General features: G+C 41.8%; 16 protein-coding genes and 2 tRNA genes. 10 read left to right on the top strand and 8 right to left on the bottom strand.

From position 1 onward, the window contains the following. Positions 1 to 29: 29 nt before the first annotated feature. Positions 30 to 1247: an S-methyl-5-thioribose kinase gene (gene mtnK, locus AN391_RS11690; protein WP_055015561.1), complete on the bottom strand. Its 1218-nt coding sequence runs from the start codon at positions 1245 to 1247 to the stop codon at positions 30 to 32. Between the two features lie 128 nt (positions 1248 to 1375). Here mtnK and mtnA point away from each other — a divergent pair, with 128 nt between their 5' ends. Beyond that, positions 1376 to 2401, top strand: a complete 1026-nt coding sequence (mtnA, locus tag AN391_RS11695) for an S-methyl-5-thioribose-1-phosphate isomerase (protein ID WP_055015562.1) — start codon at positions 1376 to 1378, stop codon at positions 2399 to 2401. Positions 2402 to 2455: 54 nt separating this feature from the next. Here the strand turns inward: mtnA and AN391_RS11700 are convergent, their stop codons facing one another. From AN391_RS11700 to AN391_RS11710, 3 genes are read right to left on the bottom strand one after another with little or no spacing between them, the layout of a single operon-like run. Continuing rightward, positions 2456 to 2998: an acireductone dioxygenase gene (locus tag AN391_RS11700; RefSeq protein ID WP_055015563.1), complete on the bottom strand. Its 543-nt coding sequence runs from the start codon at positions 2996 to 2998 to the stop codon at positions 2456 to 2458. Next, positions 2995 to 3678 (bottom strand): acireductone synthase, encoded by a 684-nt coding sequence (gene mtnC / locus AN391_RS11705; RefSeq protein WP_055015564.1) that lies wholly within the window; start codon positions 3676 to 3678, stop codon positions 2995 to 2997. The genes AN391_RS11700 and mtnC overlap by 4 nt, the downstream gene beginning before the upstream one ends. Then, on the bottom strand, positions 3678 to 4301 hold the full coding sequence (locus tag AN391_RS11710) for a methylthioribulose 1-phosphate dehydratase (RefSeq protein WP_055015565.1): 624 nt from the start codon (positions 4299 to 4301) through the stop codon (positions 3678 to 3680). The genes mtnC and AN391_RS11710 overlap by 1 nt, the downstream gene beginning before the upstream one ends. 212 nt (positions 4302 to 4513) lie before the next feature. Here AN391_RS11710 and AN391_RS11715 point away from each other — a divergent pair, with 212 nt between their 5' ends. The 3 genes from AN391_RS11715 to AN391_RS11725 all read left to right on the top strand — a co-directional run bounded on the left by AN391_RS11715 (position 4514) and on the right by AN391_RS11725 (position 7904). Beyond that, on the top strand, positions 4514 to 5656 hold the full coding sequence (locus tag AN391_RS11715) for a methionine aminotransferase (RefSeq protein WP_055015566.1): 1143 nt from the start codon (positions 4514 to 4516) through the stop codon (positions 5654 to 5656). After that, positions 5644 to 6417 (top strand): amidohydrolase, encoded by a 774-nt coding sequence (locus AN391_RS11720; RefSeq protein ID WP_055015567.1) that lies wholly within the window; start codon positions 5644 to 5646, stop codon positions 6415 to 6417. Before AN391_RS11715 ends, AN391_RS11720 begins: the two co-directional genes overlap by 13 nt. A gap of 68 nt (positions 6418 to 6485) precedes the next feature. Continuing rightward, entirely contained in the window at positions 6486 to 7904 is a 1419-nt protein-coding gene (locus AN391_RS11725; protein ID WP_055015580.1) for a mannose-1-phosphate guanylyltransferase/mannose-6-phosphate isomerase, read from the top strand. A 28-nt stretch (positions 7905 to 7932) separates the two neighbouring features. Here AN391_RS11725 and AN391_RS11730 read toward each other — a convergent pair whose 3' ends face one another. The 3 genes from AN391_RS11730 to AN391_RS11740 all read right to left on the bottom strand — a co-directional run bounded on the left by AN391_RS11730 (position 7933) and on the right by AN391_RS11740 (position 11453). Next, complete coding sequence (locus AN391_RS11730) at positions 7933 to 10089, bottom strand: ATP-binding protein (RefSeq protein ID WP_055015581.1); 2157 nt, start codon at positions 10087 to 10089, stop codon at positions 7933 to 7935. Positions 10090 to 10205: 116 nt separating this feature from the next. After that, the gene (locus AN391_RS11735) at positions 10206 to 10862 is read right to left on the bottom strand and encodes a response regulator transcription factor (protein ID WP_055015568.1); all 657 of its coding nucleotides are present in this window, start codon (positions 10860 to 10862) and stop codon (positions 10206 to 10208) included. Positions 10863 to 11087: 225 nt separating this feature from the next. Next, complete coding sequence (locus AN391_RS11740) at positions 11088 to 11453, bottom strand: histidine triad nucleotide-binding protein (RefSeq protein WP_055015582.1); 366 nt, start codon at positions 11451 to 11453, stop codon at positions 11088 to 11090. An 88-nt stretch (positions 11454 to 11541) separates the two neighbouring features. Between AN391_RS11740 and AN391_RS11745 the strand changes: the two genes are divergently transcribed. Next, positions 11542 to 12153, top strand: coding sequence for a DUF2057 domain-containing protein (locus tag AN391_RS11745; RefSeq protein WP_055015569.1), 612 nt, complete (start codon positions 11542 to 11544; stop codon positions 12151 to 12153). 168 nt (positions 12154 to 12321) lie between these two features. Here AN391_RS11745 and AN391_RS11750 read toward each other — a convergent pair whose 3' ends face one another. After that, entirely contained in the window at positions 12322 to 14166 is a 1845-nt protein-coding gene (locus tag AN391_RS11750; protein ID WP_055015570.1) for a M1 family metallopeptidase, read from the bottom strand. Between the two features lie 133 nt (positions 14167 to 14299). Here AN391_RS11750 and murB point away from each other — a divergent pair, with 133 nt between their 5' ends. From murB to AN391_RS11775, 5 genes are all read left to right on the top strand, one after another. After that, on the top strand, positions 14300 to 15310 hold the full coding sequence (murB, locus tag AN391_RS11755) for a UDP-N-acetylmuramate dehydrogenase (RefSeq protein ID WP_055015571.1): 1011 nt from the start codon (positions 14300 to 14302) through the stop codon (positions 15308 to 15310). After that, positions 15307 to 16299 (top strand): bifunctional biotin--[acetyl-CoA-carboxylase] ligase/biotin operon repressor BirA, encoded by a 993-nt coding sequence (birA, locus tag AN391_RS11760; RefSeq protein ID WP_055015572.1) that lies wholly within the window; start codon positions 15307 to 15309, stop codon positions 16297 to 16299. Before murB ends, birA begins: the two co-directional genes overlap by 4 nt. Continuing rightward, the gene (locus AN391_RS11765) at positions 16296 to 17015 is read left to right on the top strand and encodes a type III pantothenate kinase (RefSeq protein ID WP_055015573.1); all 720 of its coding nucleotides are present in this window, start codon (positions 16296 to 16298) and stop codon (positions 17013 to 17015) included. The genes birA and AN391_RS11765 overlap by 4 nt, the downstream gene beginning before the upstream one ends. 117 nt (positions 17016 to 17132) lie before the next feature. After that, positions 17133 to 17208, top strand: a tRNA-Thr gene (locus AN391_RS11770). 40 nt (positions 17209 to 17248) lie between these two features. After that, positions 17249 to 17333: transfer RNA gene (locus tag AN391_RS11775), tRNA-Tyr, on the top strand. The last annotated feature ends 2 nt before the right edge of the window (positions 17334 to 17335 follow it).

Consider the following 17335-nt stretch of genomic DNA (forward strand, 5'->3'; position numbering starts at 1 on the left):
TAGTAATAAAGGCGCTTTAGCGCCTTTTGTTAATTTAGCTGGCTTATTAATAAACTAAAAAATGCCTCTTTATTGTCGCAGCGTTTGGCATTTAAAATGAGCTGCTCACCTAAGTTCAGTGTCTGTTTTTGTACTGCAAGGCGCGTATTTTCATCTTCAATACTGTCAATATCAACTACATGTGCAAGCCCTATGGTGCGCCTAATTAGTTCTGTACCACAATACCCTATGGCGTCTTGTAATACGGTTTTCATAAAATACTGAGGGTAGCCTTGGGTATTGAGCGTTTGATCTGTGCTGTGATTGGCAATTAAAGATAGCCATTGTTGCTCAAATAAATTATAGCTTTCAACAATGCAGCTGAGTAAATACGTTTGATAGTTTCGCCGCGCTACAAACTCTTCAATATGCCCTGCTTGGGCGCAGTAATTTAATAGTAAATTGCCAATAAAAGAGCCTATATCAAAGCCTACAGGACCAAAAAAGCCAAACTCAGGGTCAATTACTTTAGTGGTATTACTATCTACAAAAATACTGCCGCTGTGCATATCGCCATGCAGCAATGTTTGTGGGTTAGATAAAAAATTTGCTTTTAGTTTTGCAACTTCTAACTTAAGTGCCGTGTTATCACGAAGAGCTTTTACCTGCGGGGCTAGCTGAACAGGAAAATTATTGCGCTCGTGATCTATGTACGGATCGCTAAAAAATAAATCTTCGGTTATTTGGCAAAGCTCAGGGTTAGTAAATTGCTGTACTAGTGCTTTTTTATGCTGAGCGGTTAGGTAAAAATCAGAATTATAAAACCCGGTATGGCTTAAATACGTTGCGACGTGCTTGGCTAATTTAGGAAATTGCTCCGCATTATTTTGTGCGGTTCGCAATATTTGTAAGTGGCCTAAATCTTCTAAAATGGTGAGTGCGTAATCTTGATTATAGTGCAGTACTTTAGCAGTGCTTTGCGGGCAAATAGCACCGTGGTTAAGTAACACTTGTGCCTCAATTCGAGCTCTATCAAGCGTGAGAGGCCATGATTCACCTACACAACGAGCATACGGCAATGCTTGCTTTAAAATAATACTGTTATGGTGCTCATCGCTAATTCTAAATACTAAATTAAGGTTACCGTCACCAAATTCGTATGCAGTTAAGTGTGCGCCAGCTTTAAAAAAATCATACTGCTTAGCGTCAATTAGCGAATTTACATATTCAATAGCGCGTTGTGCATTAAACGCAACATAATTAGCCATAGTGAGATCTCAAATAACCGTTTTAGGCATTCTATACTTTTAAATGTTTAGATGTCTATAAGTCTAACTTGAGAGTTATTCAAACTGATGTAAAATAGCCTTACGCATTTTATTTAAGCAGCCCAATCATGCAAAACCTAATCGCAAGCAGTTTAAAATATGAAAACGGCACATTAAATGTGCTTGACCAGTATTTACTTCCTCATCAGCAGGTATGGCACGAATGCCATAGTGTTGAGACGATGAAGGAGCTGATCGTTAGTTTAAAAATTCGTGGTGCCCCATTAATAGGCTTAGGTGCGAGTTTGCTCGTTGCTCACTTAGCTGAGCAAGGCGCTACAAAAGCGGCGCTTGGTGCTGCAATTAATGAGCTGGAAGCCACACGCCCTACGGCGGTTAATTTAATGCATTGCATGGCCGCATTACGAAAAGCGCTTAAGCAAAGTGACTTTGTAACTAATATAGTAGCCACTGCCGAGCGCCTATTTATTGAAGACATTGAGTTATGTGAGCGTATGGCAACGCGCGGTGCTGAGCTTATAAACAGCGGCGATAATATTTTAACCCATTGTAATACCGGCGCATTAGCGACTGCTGGTATTGGCACAGCGTTAGGTGTTATTTATAAAGCGCAGCAGCAACATGGCAATATACATGTATGGGTGGATGAAACGCGCCCATTATTGCAAGGTGGGCGCTTAACCGCGTTCGAACTTGAACGCTGGCAAGTGCCTTACACGCTTATTTGCGATAACATGGCTGCCAGTCTAATGGCCGCAGGCCGGGTTGATAAAATAGTGGTAGGGGCTGACCGTATTGCCGCTAATGGCGACTTTGCTAATAAAGTAGGCACGTATAATTTAGCTGTATTGGCCCATTTTCATGATATTCCTTTTTATGTTGTCGCGCCTTTAACTACGCTTGATACACAAACGACTTGCGGTAGCGATATAGCAATAGAGCAACGCAGTAGCGCAGAGGTACGTGGCGTAAGTGGCAGTTTTGGTACGGCGCTGTGGGCACCGACTCATGCCAATGTGTATAACCCCGCATTTGATGTAACACCTGCAAAATTAGTAACAGCGTGGGTGTTAGATACCGGTGTTTACGATAAAAATGATGTAGAGAGTGGGGCGTTAACAGCGCTTAAGTAGTTTTTAAACACTGCCCCACTTGTCCCTTCGTGGAGCGGTGCTGTGCCACTTTTGCTATGCGAGTAAAGGAAACCGCTTCGCAATTTCAGACTCGGTGCTTTTTGCAACCCAGCCCTCGGTATTATTAAATAATCGAATGGCGGTAAATTCTGGGTCGCTCCCCATATCAAACCAGTGTGGGGTAAGGGCTGGCACCGAAATTAAGTCACCTTGCTGGCATAATACTTGGTAAATTTTAGCACTTATATGTAAGCAAAATAATCCTTGGCCTTTTACAAAAAAGCGAACTTCATCTTCATTATGAGTGTGCTCAAACAAAAACTTTTCTCGCATTTGTGCCGCTGCAGGGTTACCTTTGGCAAGCGAAATAACATCCACCGTTTGATAGCCATTTTGCGTTTTTAAGCGCGTTATATCATTTTTATACGCTGCAATAATTTGCTCATTTGTAGTGTGCTCATTAATGGGCGCAGCTGCTTGCCATTGCTCAAAGCGTACATTTACCTTTGCTAATTGTTGAGTAATTTCGGTTAAATCGTAGGTGTTTATCAGCGCATTACTTGGATTATTGTTAGCATAAATTGTTAATTGGCTCATGCATATTGCTCCAATGTAACTGCGCTAAAGTCATGTACGTAGGGGTGTGTGGTGCGTGCTTGGCCATCTCGTATTAAGTGTAAGGTTTTAAGGCCAGCGGCTTGGGCAGCGTCCAACTCTGCCGCTACATCACTTAAAAATAGTACTTCATTAGCATCAAACGGCAGTTGGTTAACTATGGTGTTATAGGCTGCTTGCTCTTGCTTTGCGCCGACTTTGGTATCAAAATAATCGTTAAACAGGGGGCGAATATCGCCATAATCACTGTATTTAAAAAGTAACTGCTGCGCCCTTACTGAGCCTGATGAATACACATAGAGTGCGGTGCCTTGATCGTGCTGAGCTTGTAAAAACTCAAACGCATCTGCGTATAAATGGCCTTTAAAATCACCGTGCTCGTAGCCCGTTTGCCAAATTAGCCCTTGTATTTGCTTTAAAGGGGTAATTTTTTTATCTTCTTCAATCCACTTTAATAATACGCTAATGACAGTTTCTATATCGGCATCGGGCTCATTAATAATGGCTTTTACTGCAGCTATTTGTTCAGCGACTTGGGTTTTATTTTCGTTTAAGCGTATAAATGTTGCTAATTGTTTGGCTGCATACGGAAAAAGCACCTCTTTAACAAATGAGATACGTGTGATGGTGCCTTCAATATCAGTTAAAATTGCCTTTATCATTATAGCTGTGCCCCAATACCTTCTATTTTTAACCGTTCTAGCTCGCAACTAAATAAAAACTCCAGCCCCTCTAAATGACGAAGTGCTTGTTTGTAATTACTCCCTACTACATAAACGCCATGCCCACGAATTAACACGGCATGCTCAATGGGTGTATGTAAGTGGTGATCGCTAAGGAGTAAGCTTAAACGTTCTATGTCTTGGTCGTTTTCAAAAATAGGAATGCTGAGCGTATCTAAATGCGAAGTTACTCCACTGAGTGACTTTTGCATTTCGTAACCGCTTAAATTTAATGCATGGCTTTTAATTACACGTGACAGGACGGTGGCTGCTACTGAGTGAGTATGCAGCACCACGTTAGCATGCGGAATAAGCTTATACATGCCTAAGTGCAGCTGCGTCTCAGCCGATGGGTTGCCTGCACCTTTAGTGCGATTACCTTGATGATCAAGCTCAATGAAGGTGTGTGTACCAAGCTGACCTTTATCAAAGCCGCTAGCGGTAACCACGAACCCGGTTGCGGTGCGCGCCGAAAAATTTCCGCCGGTGGCGGGAACCCAGCCTTTTTGACTGATCCATTTTCCAGCTTCAATAAGTTGCGAAATAGCGGTATTGTTGTGCATACATTCCTCACCAATGAGTGTAATACCAAGGCGCAATAATAATTAATGCTTTTGAGGCGCTAAACCATACGCTAGCTGCGTTTTTACTACCTCAAAATAGCTCAGTTAATTAAGCGAATTGATATAAAGCTATTTAATTTTAGACGGCTATACTTCTGTTTTAAGCAATGATAGCATCGCTTTAAGCGCAAAACCATCATTAAGGGCCTGTCGTGTTTGAAAGTAAATTACCAAATTCAAGTGTTAGTATATTTAGCCAAATGAGTGGCTTAGCAAGTCAGCATTCGGCAATAAATTTATCGCAGGGTTTTCCTGAGTTTGATGCGCCAGAGTTACTGAAAAACCAACTGAATTTTTATGTTCAGCAAGGGGTTAATCAATATTCGCCATCCAGTGGAGTACCCCGTTTACAACAACAGATAGCCAATTTGGTGGCGCGTAAATATGCGGCAAAAATTGATGCAGCTGAGCAAGTTACAGTTACATCGGGCGCCACCGAAGCATTGTTTGTCGCTATTCAAACTATAGTACGCCCCGATGATGAAGTCATTGTGTTTGACCCCGCCTATGACTCTTATCAACCAGCCGTTGAGCTTGCTGGCGGTAAAACTGTTCATATTGCACTGCATGCACCCGATTATGCTATTGATTGGCAAACTGTTCGCAGCGCAGTGAGCAAAAACACGCGCGCTATAATTATTAATACGCCACATAACCCAAGCGGTAAAATACTTAAAAGTCATGATATAAACGCGCTTAAATCGTTAGTAAGCGATCACAATTTATATGTCATAAGTGATGAGGTTTACGAACACATTACTTTTGATGGCGACATACACCTAAGCATGCTTTGCGATGAGCAGCTACGTGAAAAAAGTTTTGTTATATCAAGCTTTGGTAAAACGTTTCACAGCACCGGCTGGAAAATGGGTTACTGTATTGCCCCTGCACCGCTTGCTACTGAATTTAGAAAAATACATCAGTATGTTACTTTTTCAAGCTTTACACCTGCACAACACGCGTTGGCCGACATGCTTGAGCAACAAGGCGAGCATGTAGATGCGCTAAGCAATTTTTATCAGCAAAAGCGCGACTTACTAGCGCAGCACTTAAGTGACAGTCGTTTTACTATTTTACCAAGCCAAGGTACGTACTTTTTATTACTTGATTACAGTGAGGTGTCTGATCTTAATGATGTAGATTTTTGCCACTGGCTAGTAGAGCAAGCTGGGGTTGCTGCTATTCCTTTAAGTGTGTTTTACAAGCAACCTTCAAATGATAAAGTGATTCGACTGTGTTTTGCTAAAAACGATGAAACTTTAATAGAGGCCGCGCAAATATTATGTCAACTTTAACGCTTACACTCGTTCAAAGTACGCTGCATTGGCTTGATAAAGACGCCAATTTAGCCATGTTTGATAAAAAATTAGCAGAGATAACCGCTAACCCTGATTTAATTTTACTACCTGAAACTTTTGCTACTGGTTTTGCAATTAATCTTGATTGCGCAGAGCCCGAAAATGGCAAAGTGCTAAGCTGGCTAAAAACCCAAGCACACAAACATAACGCCGTTATTGCAGGGTCAGTGTTGGTTGCACAAGGCGATAAAAAAGCAAACCGGTTTTATTGGGTAAAACCCGATGGTGAGGTGAATTATTACGATAAACGCCATTTGTTTCGCTTAGGGAGTGAGGGTGACTATGTCGTAGCAGGGCAAGCGCGTAAGATATTTGAAATTAATGGCTTTAAGCTATTACCGCAGGTGTGTTACGACCTGCGCTTTCCGGTTTTTCAGCGCAATAATAACGACTACGATGTAATGATAAACGTAGCCAACTGGCCTGCGGTTCGTCGCCATATTTGGGATACATTATTAATGGCGCGCGCTATGGAAAACCTGTGCTATGTAGTAGCCGTTAACCGTGTTGGCGACGATGGCAATGGTGTGGCGCATAACGGTGGCACGGCCGTGTACGACTTTAAAGGCGATACGGTCGCTAAAGCAAAAGACAATACACAAGAGTTACTCACTGTAACGCTTGAAAAAGCTCCGCTCGATGATTTTAAAACCGCGTTCCCCGCTTATTTAGATGCCGATGCGTTTACCTTGGTATAAATCGCTAAGCATTAGCGCCTAGCCAATAAAGTGTTAAAATAGCCGCTGATATGTTTATTGGCGGCTCTATGAATACATCCCTTATTACACCGGTTATTTTAGCGGGTGGCATTGGCACTCGGTTATGGCCGCTTTCTCGCCAAGCTATGCCCAAGCAATTTTTACCCTTGCTTGATAACACACATTCGTTATTACAAAGTACGTTAGCGCGTGTATCAGGCAAGGGGTTTGCAAAGCCAATACTCGTGTGTAACGAACAGCACCGCTTTATTGCTGCTGAGCAAAGTGCACAAGTAAACCCTCGTGCACTGTTGTTAGAGCCGCAAGGTAAAAATACCGCTCCGGCCATTGCGCTGGCAGCACATTACGCGCTTCAGCAAGATATAACAGGGCCAATATTGGTGATGCCCGCCGATCATCATATTGAAAACTTTGCTGAGCTCACACTTAAATTAAATGATGCGGTTAAGTTAGCTGAGCAAGGTATGCTAGTTACATTTTCAATTACACCTACCAAGGCGCACAGTGGGTTTGGCTATATAAAGCAAGGTAGTAAAATATCAGGCTCAAATTGTTTTGAAGTCGCTGAATTTAAAGAAAAGCCAAATCTAGCTACGGCGAAAAAATACTTAGCTGAAGGCGGTTATAGTTGGAATAGCGGCATGTTTTTATTTACGCCACGTGCGTATTTAAATGAGCTTGAACGTTTTGCGCCAAAAATAGCGCACAGTGTAAAAGCGGCATCTCAGTTTTCACACGACTTAGGCTTTATAAGGCCGGTAAGTGAGCCACTTAAAAACTGCCCAAGTGACTCTATCGATTACGCTATTTTAGAGCGCAGTAATAATGTAGCCGTGCTGCCTGTAGCGCTTAATTGGAGTGATGTAGGCAGCTTTAGTGCTTTGGCTAGCCTTATAAAAAAAGATGCATATGGCAATAATGAAAACGACAGCCATACCGCGCAAAATAGCACTAATAATTTTGTTATAAGCGAAGACGATCACAGCGTTGCTACCCTTGGGGTCAGCGACTTAGCTATTATTCATACTCACGATGCCACCCTCGTTGCTAATAAAAATAAGCTTGACGGTCTGCCTTTATTGCTCAAGCAATTAGCGGTATGCCAAAGCGATAAACTCAACCACCATCAGGTTGTGTATCGGCCGTGGGGTAACTACCGCACCTTAGTAGCGGGGGCAGGATTTAAAGTTAAAAAAATAACAGTTAATAGCGGTGCTAAACTTTCGACGCAGCGCCATCAGCATCGTGCAGAGCATTGGGTGGTGGTATCGGGTATTGCTGATGTTCGTATTGATGAGCAAACATTAACACTCAACCATGACCAATCTTGCTACATTGCAGCAAAACAAATACACAGTTTAGCGAATAATCAAAAAGAGCCGCTAATTGTCATTGAAGTACAGACTGGCGCCGTACTAGATGAAAGCGATATAGAGCGATTTGATGATAAGTATGGAAGGGAGTAAACAGCTTAACCTGTAATAGAAAAGCCCATTAACTTAACTGCCCGCGCACGTACTTTAAGTATTGTTCTAGGCTGCGCTGCCATAGCTCTAACGCCTCATCTAGCAGGTTATTATGGGGTTTGTTATCAAGCAAACGACGCTCTATTTTTTTAAGCTCAATACCGTAGCGGTTAAAGCCTAATTGCAGCGCGGTGCTTGCTTGGCGGTGCAATAATTTAATGCACTGCTCTGGTTGCTGGTCAATTAGCTCTTGGCAGCGGGTTAGTTTTGTCCGTGCGGAGAGTACAAATTCATTGTAAATCGACGACACTTCGTCCTCACTAAATGAGCTAGTTAGTGTTTCTGCTGCGGTTTCGTCGTATAAGGTGTCTACTAGCTCTACAGCTATATTTGCAGTTTGATTTGATTGTGAATCACTCAGTGCTTGGCGAAGTTTTTGCTGCTTAATTGGTTTGCCGACTATGTCTTTTATACCCAAAGCTAAGTATTCTTTTACCTCATCAGGGCTTAAGCTTGCTGTAAAGGCGAGTACGGGGGTGCGCTGGTTTTTATGCTCCAACCGCTGCAGTCGTTTTAACACCTCTTGACCAGTAAAGTCAGGTAGGTTCATATCCAGTAAAATAACGTCAAAGTGATGTATTTGCATTAGTTCAATAGCGCTTTTACCATCTTTGGCGAGTTTTATTTTATGTTCATCTTCAGCCATAAACTCAATGGCAATTTTTTGATTTAAATCTAAATCCTCGACGAGTAGCACTTCTAGGCCAGTTAAGTAGTCTTTGTTTTGATGGCGCTGCTCTACCAAGCTAAGCTCCCCTAGCGTAAACGTAGTAGTAAAGCTAAATACGCTACCGGTGCCTAATTGGCTGGTTATTTCTAAGCGGCTTCCTAGCTTTTCGAGCAGTCGGCTGGTTATTGCAAGCCCAAGACCGGTACCGCCTTTTTCTTTACCAGCGCTACTTTGTACGTAGGGTTCAGTTAAGTACGCTATTTCGTCTTTTTCGATACCTGGGCCTGAGTCTTTAACACTAATTTTTATGGTGTGTTCAAGGTGTTTGTCGCTTATCAAATCAACCTGAATTTTTACTATACCGTGGTCGGTAAATTTTATGGCGTTACCTACAAGGTTAATAATTATTTGCCTTAACTTTTGCTGATCGCAGTAGTAACAAGCTTGCTCAGGGATATTACATACCAGTTCAAACTTAAGCTGTTTTTGCTCCGCTAATGGGCTGAGCAATAAACACAAATTATTTAACCAGGTTTTAAATTCAATATCTTCTTCGTAAAGTGCTTCATCGCTTTGGTCAAGGCTTGCGTAGTCGAGTACTTTATCAACCAATAAATTTAATGACTCGGCCGAATTAATAATAGCCTCACAATAGGCTTTATTGCGGGTGTCGGTGCTTTGGTTCATAACTAATTGGGCGCTGCCCAATATGCCATTAAGAGGGGTGCGAATTTCGTGGCTAATAGTTGATAAAAACAGACCTCTAATTTCTAAATCTTTTTGGGCTTTGTCGGCCAGTTTGTTGAGGTTTTTTTCCCTGCGCTCATTACACATTAGCGCCATGCCGGCAGCATAAAACATCGGAGCAATAACGCCATTTAAAAACAGTAAGCTGCTAAACCATGGGCTTTGCAATAACTGGGGCTGTTCAATATTAGCCATAAATAGTGAGCGGCTAATAAAACTCAGGGCAACTAACGTTAATATTAAAATATAAACAATGGTGCCATTGGGGTAGGGTTTTCGAGCATATTTAATAAATAAAAACAGCAAAAACGCGGCTTCAGCAATGTGCTGTACATCTGAGACGTAAATCCGTTCGCGTAATGAAGGGTCAAAAAACGAATAATACCCTAACATGACGGCACTAAACGCAGTAAATGCACACAGTAGTTTAAACCCAGGCCCCTTATAATCTAAAAATTGGCATATGGCCAAACTGTGCACAACCGATGCGCCAAACATCATGCTACTGGCGATACTAATCACAATAAGGTTGTGTGTTTTACCAATTAGCGTAAAGCCAATGACTGCGCCCAGTAATAAAACCGGGTAAAAAATATAAAGCAGCGTACCCGGGGTGTTTTTGTTTGTGCGCCAAGTTAAAAAGTTAAGAAGAGTCATTACAATGATAACGGCAATGCTGGCAAAAAAGAGGGTAGAAGAGTCGAGCATAAAGGTTCCAGCAATGGGTACTTCAAGTAGAGTAATAAAAAGCGAATAATTTAACAAGCATATAGCACAAACAAAAACAGGCACCCTAAGTGCCTGTTTTTAAAATACGAAATTGATTAACGAATTTCGTCTGGAATATTTTGTTGAGCCCAAGATAGTAGCTCAATACGGTTACGACACTTCGTTTTTCTAAAAGCGCTGTATAAATGTGTTTTAACGGTATGTGGGCTGATGCTTAGATCTTCAGCTATTTCTTTGTTTTTAGATCCCTTACTCATTAACGAGATTATTGCTTTTTCTCGTTTAGTAAGTTTAATTGGCTCTATATCGCCTTCGGTCAGCTTGTGCAGTGCATCTTTATTGAACTGCAGCATGCGGTTCAGCGCATTACACATAATGTCACGTCTGTACCAAAGCTGATCTTCTAAAAGTAAGCGAATACCTTTCATTAATACATCAGCGTTATCAGTCGTATAAAACACGCCACGAATACCGCTCAAAAGCGCGCGGTTAGCAAGCTCAGGGTTTTCGTCTAGGTTAAATAATACGATATCGCACTTGGTGCGCAGGTTAACTAACTGCTCTTTTAGTTTACTCCATGCATCGTTACTTGATGTTTCAATAAACAGTAATCGAGTCCCTTCTGGTACATCTAAAATATTTGTACCCGTGGTTACGTCAAGGCCTTGCGTTTTTAACAAAGGTTCTAAAACGTTAATGCCAATGGTGTTAATTGGCTCTTGATCTAATAACAAAAAGGCTGAACTGCTCATGTTTTTATACTCTTTTTATAAAGCTGACTAGTTAAGTTTACCACGACTTCCACACCTTTTGTATTAGAAAGTCCGGTTTCGCCTTGTGAACAAGTACGATTTTACGATTATTTAAACATAAAATGTTGCAAATAAGTAATTATTTTTCACTTTATATACATGGTAAACAATAACATTTGTAACTAGAGAAATACCAATAATTCCAGTGAATTTTTATTATTAATTTTATATTTTTTTAGCATCTTGATATGGAGGCCAGCCCATTTCTTTGCCTGCAAGCATATGTAAATGTATGTGATACACGGTTTGCCCGCCGTGTTTATTGCAGTTCATTACAACTCTGTAGCCGTCTTCACTAAAGTTAAACTGCTTGGCTAACTTTGCAGCCACTTCGTATAAATTTCCAACTAAATGAGAGTTTTCGCTATTTATATCATTAATAGTTGCAATTGCTTTTTTTGGAATAATTAACACATGAAAAGGGGCTTGTGGGTTTATATCTTTAAATGCAAGGGTAGTTTCGTCTTCGTAAATAATGTCTGCAGGGATTTCACGGTTAATAATTTTTGTAAATAGGGTCTCTGTGCTCATAATCGTTTGAATGTAAGGTTTGAATTTAAAGTCACTAATGACAAATTTTGTTTGCAGTGTCAAACTCAAAACAAATAAAGGAGTTTTTATGCGTAAACCAATGTTAATAACCTCAGTTGCGGCATTCTTGATGAGTATGTCGGTGTATGGCGCAAATATTCACTTCCCTGAAGAATTAGTGCCCTTACAAGTCGGCGAAAGAGTGATTGAAAGCTCTCTATTTAGTCGAGTTGATGATATTGAACTTGCCTCAGGCTCTTATCGGTTAAAATTAAAGTACACCGATTTATACGAGACAGGCTTTGACGACCATGAGGTAATTGAGTCTGAACCTTTTTGGGTAGATATTACTGTTGATGATAACAAAGATTATGACATGGTGTTTAATCGTGCCGATAACGCAGTATCAGCAAAAATATTTGCTGAGGCACCGCAGGTAAGTTTAAAAGCAAAGGGAGCTGCGGTTGCACAGCCGCTTAGTGTTATTTCAAATACACAGCTGGCAAGTAAAAAGCCTGCTTTACAAAAGGCGGTGCCAGCGGGCCCAGTGCGTCCAAGCCAACCTATTAAGCCTATTGCGCCCATTAATGGCAAAGGCATGCCAAGTGCACCGCAAATGCTAGAATTTTGGTGGCAACAAGCAACGCTGGCTGAACGAAAAGCCTTTTTAGAAAAGGTAACCAACCAAGGCGCTGAATAATAAACTTATCTCAGCTACTAATTTTAAGCACTAAATGCGCTGAGCTTAGTTACAGTTTTTAGTTTGAGAAAATTACAGTATTAAAAAAGGCCGATAAATCGGCCTTTTTTATTGGTTTTACTGTTTTACCCTAAAGGTGTGAACACCTTTAGGGGCGGCACAGGTTGCTTATTTATCAAATAAAGCGTCGATGGTGCCTTGAGCAAGTGGGTGGTAGCCTGGGCGTGCTTTGATGTATACATCGTGTGCCCACTCACGCTTACCATTTTTAATAAGTGCTTTGTATAATGGCACAATTAGCTTACGACGACCTATACCTGATAAGTGCTTATCAAGCGCTGGGTAAATAGGTTGGTAACCATTACCTACCGCTAACATAAACCATGCAAACGCGCGCTCTGCATTGGTTGATTGCGTTAGGTTAAATTGCTTATCAAGCTCTGCCATTTTATCTAAGCTTAAGTCGCGTGGTAGGTTGTTTAAAAAGTGTAACCATTCGTGCACTGTCCACTGAGCCGTAGGTAATTGTGCAGCGTTTGATTCACCTTTTAGCCATGCCGCGCTTGCTGCATCTACTTTGTCAAACGCATCAGATGTTGGGTTTGGCGCATCGCTTGGTAAACCAGGCTCAAAAATCCACTCATTTACTTTATCCATGCTTACAACGCCTGGATATTTTTCAATTAAGTTAGCTTTTAAGTAAGTAACAAATTGCGCAGTCGTCAGCGATTTGAAGGCAAACTCATTAAAGTAGGTCTTAACAAAGTCATCAAACTTATCACGGCCGTATTTTTCTTCTAGGTAGATTAAAAATAGCTGCCCTTTAGTGTATGGCACTGAGCTAAATGCATCATCTGGGTCACGGCCATTAAGTTTTAAATTAAGGCGGGTATCAGGTGCGTCAATCGTTTTAAGCTGGGCACGTAAACCTGCTGCATCTAAAGCTTGCTCCATTACAGCGCGGTCGCGGCCAAACACTTCTTCCATAATGCGGTTTTCAACGTATGAGGTAAACCCTTCGTTTAACCATAAATCTTCCCACGTAGCGTTGGTAACTAAGTTACCAGACCAAGAGTGGGCAAGCTCATGCGCAATTAAGTTAACTAAGCTTTTATCGCCTGCTACTACGGTAGGAGTAATAAACGAAAGTCGCGGGTTTTCCATGCCACCAAACGGAAAGCTCGGCGGTAACATTAATAAATCATAGCGGCCCCATGCATACTCACCATACATTTCGTTGGTTTTGTCGATCATGGCTTGGGTGTCGTTAAACTCGGCAACCGAAGCGTCTAAAATTTCAGGCTCGGCAAATATACCAGTTTGTTTTGACATGGCTTTAAATTCTAAATTACCTGCACCAATTGCAATTAAGTACGGCGAAATTGCTTGCGGCATATCAAAGTGGTAGTCGCCATCTTTGTATAGCGCATCTTTGTTATCGGCGCTCATTACGGCACGTATATCTTTTGGTGTATGTATACGAGCAGAGTAAGTAACGCGCATGGCAGGGGTATCTTGTACTGGTAACCAGCTACGAGCGTGAATAGCCTGCGATTGGCTGTACATAAACGGGTGCGTTTTGCTGGCTGTTTGCTCTGGTGTTAACCATTGCAGGCCAGATGCTTCTGGGCGGCTGTTGTAGTAAATACGTACTTTTGGCGCTTGGCTTTTTAATGTAATTGTTAGTTTTGAGCCTTTAACATCATCGCGCTCAGCCAGTGTAAATTTAGCTTTGTGCCAATCACCATTTGCTGTTTGGTACATAACTTTATCAATGTCTAAGTCGCGGGTATCTAGTACCAGCTTTTTACTCGTGTCATTGTTCCACTTTAGCGTGTGCTCAACAAAACCTTCTAATTGCTTGTCGGCAAAATCGACATCTAAATCAAGGTTTAAGTGTGTTGTTACCACATCATCTAGGTTGGCGTATGAGTTTTGATCAATCGCGTTTGCCATTGCTTGCGAGCACATACCGGCCATAGCGAGGCTTAAAAAAAGAGGTTTAATTTTCATAAAATACCCTGAACACTAATAATAAGTGCAGGTTTTATATCATGATTGATACAGCGGGTTGAGTGATTTTTACATTCTTTGCGACAATAAGGTAAACTACTGCGATTAGTTACCAGTACACTCAGAGACCTTTGTGGCGCACTCATTAAAACCTTTACATACCTTTGCACTAAACAATCAATGCCAGCATTTTGTTGAAATAACCTCGGTTGAGCAACTTAAAGCACACCGTTTTAGTGCTCCGTTTTGTTTATTAGGGGAAGGTAGCAACACAATATTTTTAGAAAACTACACAGGCACCGTCATTAAAATGGCCACTAAAGGTATTACTATTACCGAGCGTGAAAATGACGTACTGGTGAGTGCAGCTGCGGGTGAGAACTGGCATAACCTTGTAAGCTATTTACTTGATAAAAATATTGCAGGGCTTGAAAACCTAGCCCTTATTCCGGGCACTGTTGGGGCGTCGCCGGTACAAAACATTGGTGCTTATGGTGTTGAGCTCGCCCAATTTGTAGAGTCGATTGAGTACATTGATATAGCCACTAAAAACAAGGTGACTTTAACTAACGCTCAATGTGAGTTTGCTTATCGTGATTCTATTTTTAAGCACGCCTTAAAAAATAAAGCAGTGATCACTCAAGTCAATTTAGCATTGCCTAAAAAATGGCAGCCAGTTTTAAGTTATGGCCCACTCAAAGTATTGCAAAACCCCACCCCTAAAAAGGTATACGAGCAGGTTATTGCAATTCGTAACGCTAAGCTGCCAAACCCATACACTTTAGCCAACGCGGGTAGCTTTTTTAAAAATCCGATTATTAGCAATGCGCGTTTACAAGCGCTACTTTTGCGCTTTGCCGATGTACCGCATTACCCTTATGGAGAAAGCCATCACAAAGTGGCAGCAGGTTGGTTAATTGACCAAGCCGGCTTGAAGGGCTACGCAGTAGCAGGTATTGAGGTGCATAAACAGCAAGCGCTGGTATTAGTTAATCATGGTAATAGTAAAGGTAGCGATTTAATCACTATGATCACGCACATACAAAATACGGTATTTGCACGTTACGGCATAACGCTAGAGCACGAAGTAAGGCTTATAAACACACATAGTGAATGCCATATCATTACGGAGCATGCTCAATGAAAGCACCTGATGGGAATAAACTCGCTATATTAAATGCGCTTAATCAAGGTGGCTTTATATCGGGCCAAGCCCTTGGCGAGCAGCTGGGTATAAGCCGTGCGGCTGTGAGTAAGCATATTCAAACATTGCAAGATATGGGACTCGACATATTTAAAGTGACGGGTAAAGGTTACAGTTTAAATAATGCGGTGGGCTTGCTAAACCAAGGCAATATAACTAAGTATTATCATGCGTTAGGCGCAAATAAAGCCCAAGTAGAAGTGCACCCTATTATTGATTCAACCAACAGCGAGCTAATGCGCCGTATTCAAAATAAAGCAGCGCTTGAGTCTGGTACTGTAGTGGTTGCCGAAATGCAGCAAGCTGGGCGAGGAAGGCGAGGGCGTGTATGGCAATCACCGTTTGGGGCTAACTTATATTACAGTTATTTTTGGCGGTTAGATGATGGCCTACAAGCAGCTATGGGTGTATCAATTGCCGTAGGGCTTGCTGTATACGATGCCATTAAAGCTCTTTACGGTATTGATATAGAGCTTAAATGGCCAAACGACATATACATAAATAAGCAAAAGCTAGCGGGAGTGCTAGTTGAGCTAGATGGACAACCACAAGGCCCTTGTCAGCTAGTCATTGGTATTGGCATTAATCTACACATGCCGCAAAACACCAGCGAGCACATTGACCAAGCATGGACCGACTTAAGCCAACATACCACCGCGCTTGATAAAAACCAGTTAGTTGCTTCTCTTACCTATTACTTAGAGCAGCGTTTGGCAGATTACCAGCAAGATGGACTAAACAGCATGTATGCCCAGTGGAACGCGCTCAATGCCTTTGCGGGTGAGTGCGTAGAGCTCAATACTGGGCACAGAAGTTGGCGGGGGATTTGTGAAGGTATTGATCAGCACGGCGGAATACGTATCCGCCAAGACGGCGAAGTAAAAAGTTACTACGGCGGTGAAATCTCGTTAAGAAAGGCTAAATTATGAAGCTGTTGATAGATGTGGGTAATACATCATTAAAAGCGGCCTTATGGCACGAGCAACAAGCAACGCCCGTGACTATAAACAACGTGCCGTGGCAGGCAATAACGGCTGTTGTGTATGCCTGTGTAGGCAAAAGTGAACTATTAAATGATGCGCTCACATTAGCTGCTAAAAAAAATATTCCGTGTTTTGAGGCGCATGTTAGCAAAAACCTCAGTGGGCTAAGCTGCGCATATGACCAGGTTGGCAATTTAGGCATTGATCGCTGGCTTGCGTTGGTGGCGGGTTTTACACTTTACCCTAATACCCCCTGTATTATTGTTGATGCCGGCACTGCAACCACAATTGATGTATTGAGCGGTGAAGGCGAGCACTTAGGGGGCTGGATATTACCTGGTCTTGATTTAATGACTCACTCATTGACACAAAATACCCAACGTGTGTTTGATGATGCTAATACCCCCTTTTTAAATGAGTTAGGGAAAAACACACCCAATGGATTAAAAAATGGCGCGCTGGTGGCAACATTAGGTGCTATTGAGCAGGCCAAATATCAACTTAAACAGGTAACAGCAGAACAAAAACCACAAATTTTGTGCGCTGGAGGTTATGGTTTGCTGTTACAACAGCAAATAAATGGCAGTATTTTTGATTCTTTACTCGTTATGAAAGGATTAAATTACTGGTATGAGCTCAGTAAAAACGACGAAAAACAGTAAAATTAAGCACTTTTGCATGAAATCTGAGCGTTTAAGCTAAAAAATTACATTTTTTTTAATTTTATAGTTGCATCATAATAAACCTTACTCTAATATCTCGCCCCGTACTAAAGCAGTGCCGACTTAGCTCAGCTGGTAGAGCAACTGACTTGTAATCAGTAGGTCAACCGTTCGACTCGGTTAGTCGGCACCACTTTCCTTTTACCGAAAGTGAATTAGTAAAGAATTATCGTGGAGGGGTTCCCGAGCGGCCAAAGGGATCAGACTGTAAATCTGACGGCTCAGCCTTCGCTGGTTCGAATCCAGCTCCCTCCACCACT

Origin of the sequence: Pseudoalteromonas sp. P1-13-1a (assembly GCF_001401875.1) — a bacterium.
GTDB lineage: Bacteria > Pseudomonadota > Gammaproteobacteria > Enterobacterales > Alteromonadaceae > Pseudoalteromonas.

Excerpts from the sequence above, each read along its gene's own strand:
- mtnK (WP_055015561.1), bottom strand. The coding sequence starts at position 1,247 with ATGGCTAATTATGTTGCGTTTAATGCACAACGCGCTATTGAATATGTA.
- mtnA (WP_055015562.1), top strand. The coding sequence starts at position 1,376 with ATGCAAAACCTAATCGCAAGCAGTTTAAAATATGAAAACGGCACATTA.
- AN391_RS11700 (WP_055015563.1), bottom strand. The coding sequence starts at position 2,998 with ATGAGCCAATTAACAATTTATGCTAACAATAATCCAAGTAATGCGCTG.
- mtnC (WP_055015564.1), bottom strand. The coding sequence starts at position 3,678 with ATGATAAAGGCAATTTTAACTGATATTGAAGGCACCATCACACGTATC.
- AN391_RS11710 (WP_055015565.1), bottom strand. The coding sequence starts at position 4,301 with ATGCACAACAATACCGCTATTTCGCAACTTATTGAAGCTGGAAAATGG.
- AN391_RS11720 (WP_055015567.1), top strand. The coding sequence starts at position 5,644 with ATGTCAACTTTAACGCTTACACTCGTTCAAAGTACGCTGCATTGGCTT.
- AN391_RS11725 (WP_055015580.1), top strand. The coding sequence starts at position 6,486 with ATGAATACATCCCTTATTACACCGGTTATTTTAGCGGGTGGCATTGGC.
- AN391_RS11730 (WP_055015581.1), bottom strand. The coding sequence starts at position 10,089 with ATGCTCGACTCTTCTACCCTCTTTTTTGCCAGCATTGCCGTTATCATT.
- AN391_RS11735 (WP_055015568.1), bottom strand. The coding sequence starts at position 10,862 with ATGAGCAGTTCAGCCTTTTTGTTATTAGATCAAGAGCCAATTAACACC.
- AN391_RS11740 (WP_055015582.1), bottom strand. The coding sequence starts at position 11,453 with ATGAGCACAGAGACCCTATTTACAAAAATTATTAACCGTGAAATCCCT.
- AN391_RS11745 (WP_055015569.1), top strand. The coding sequence starts at position 11,542 with ATGCGTAAACCAATGTTAATAACCTCAGTTGCGGCATTCTTGATGAGT.
- AN391_RS11750 (WP_055015570.1), bottom strand. The coding sequence starts at position 14,166 with ATGAAAATTAAACCTCTTTTTTTAAGCCTCGCTATGGCCGGTATGTGC.
- birA (WP_055015572.1), top strand. The coding sequence starts at position 15,307 with ATGAAAGCACCTGATGGGAATAAACTCGCTATATTAAATGCGCTTAAT.
- AN391_RS11765 (WP_055015573.1), top strand. The coding sequence starts at position 16,296 with ATGAAGCTGTTGATAGATGTGGGTAATACATCATTAAAAGCGGCCTTA.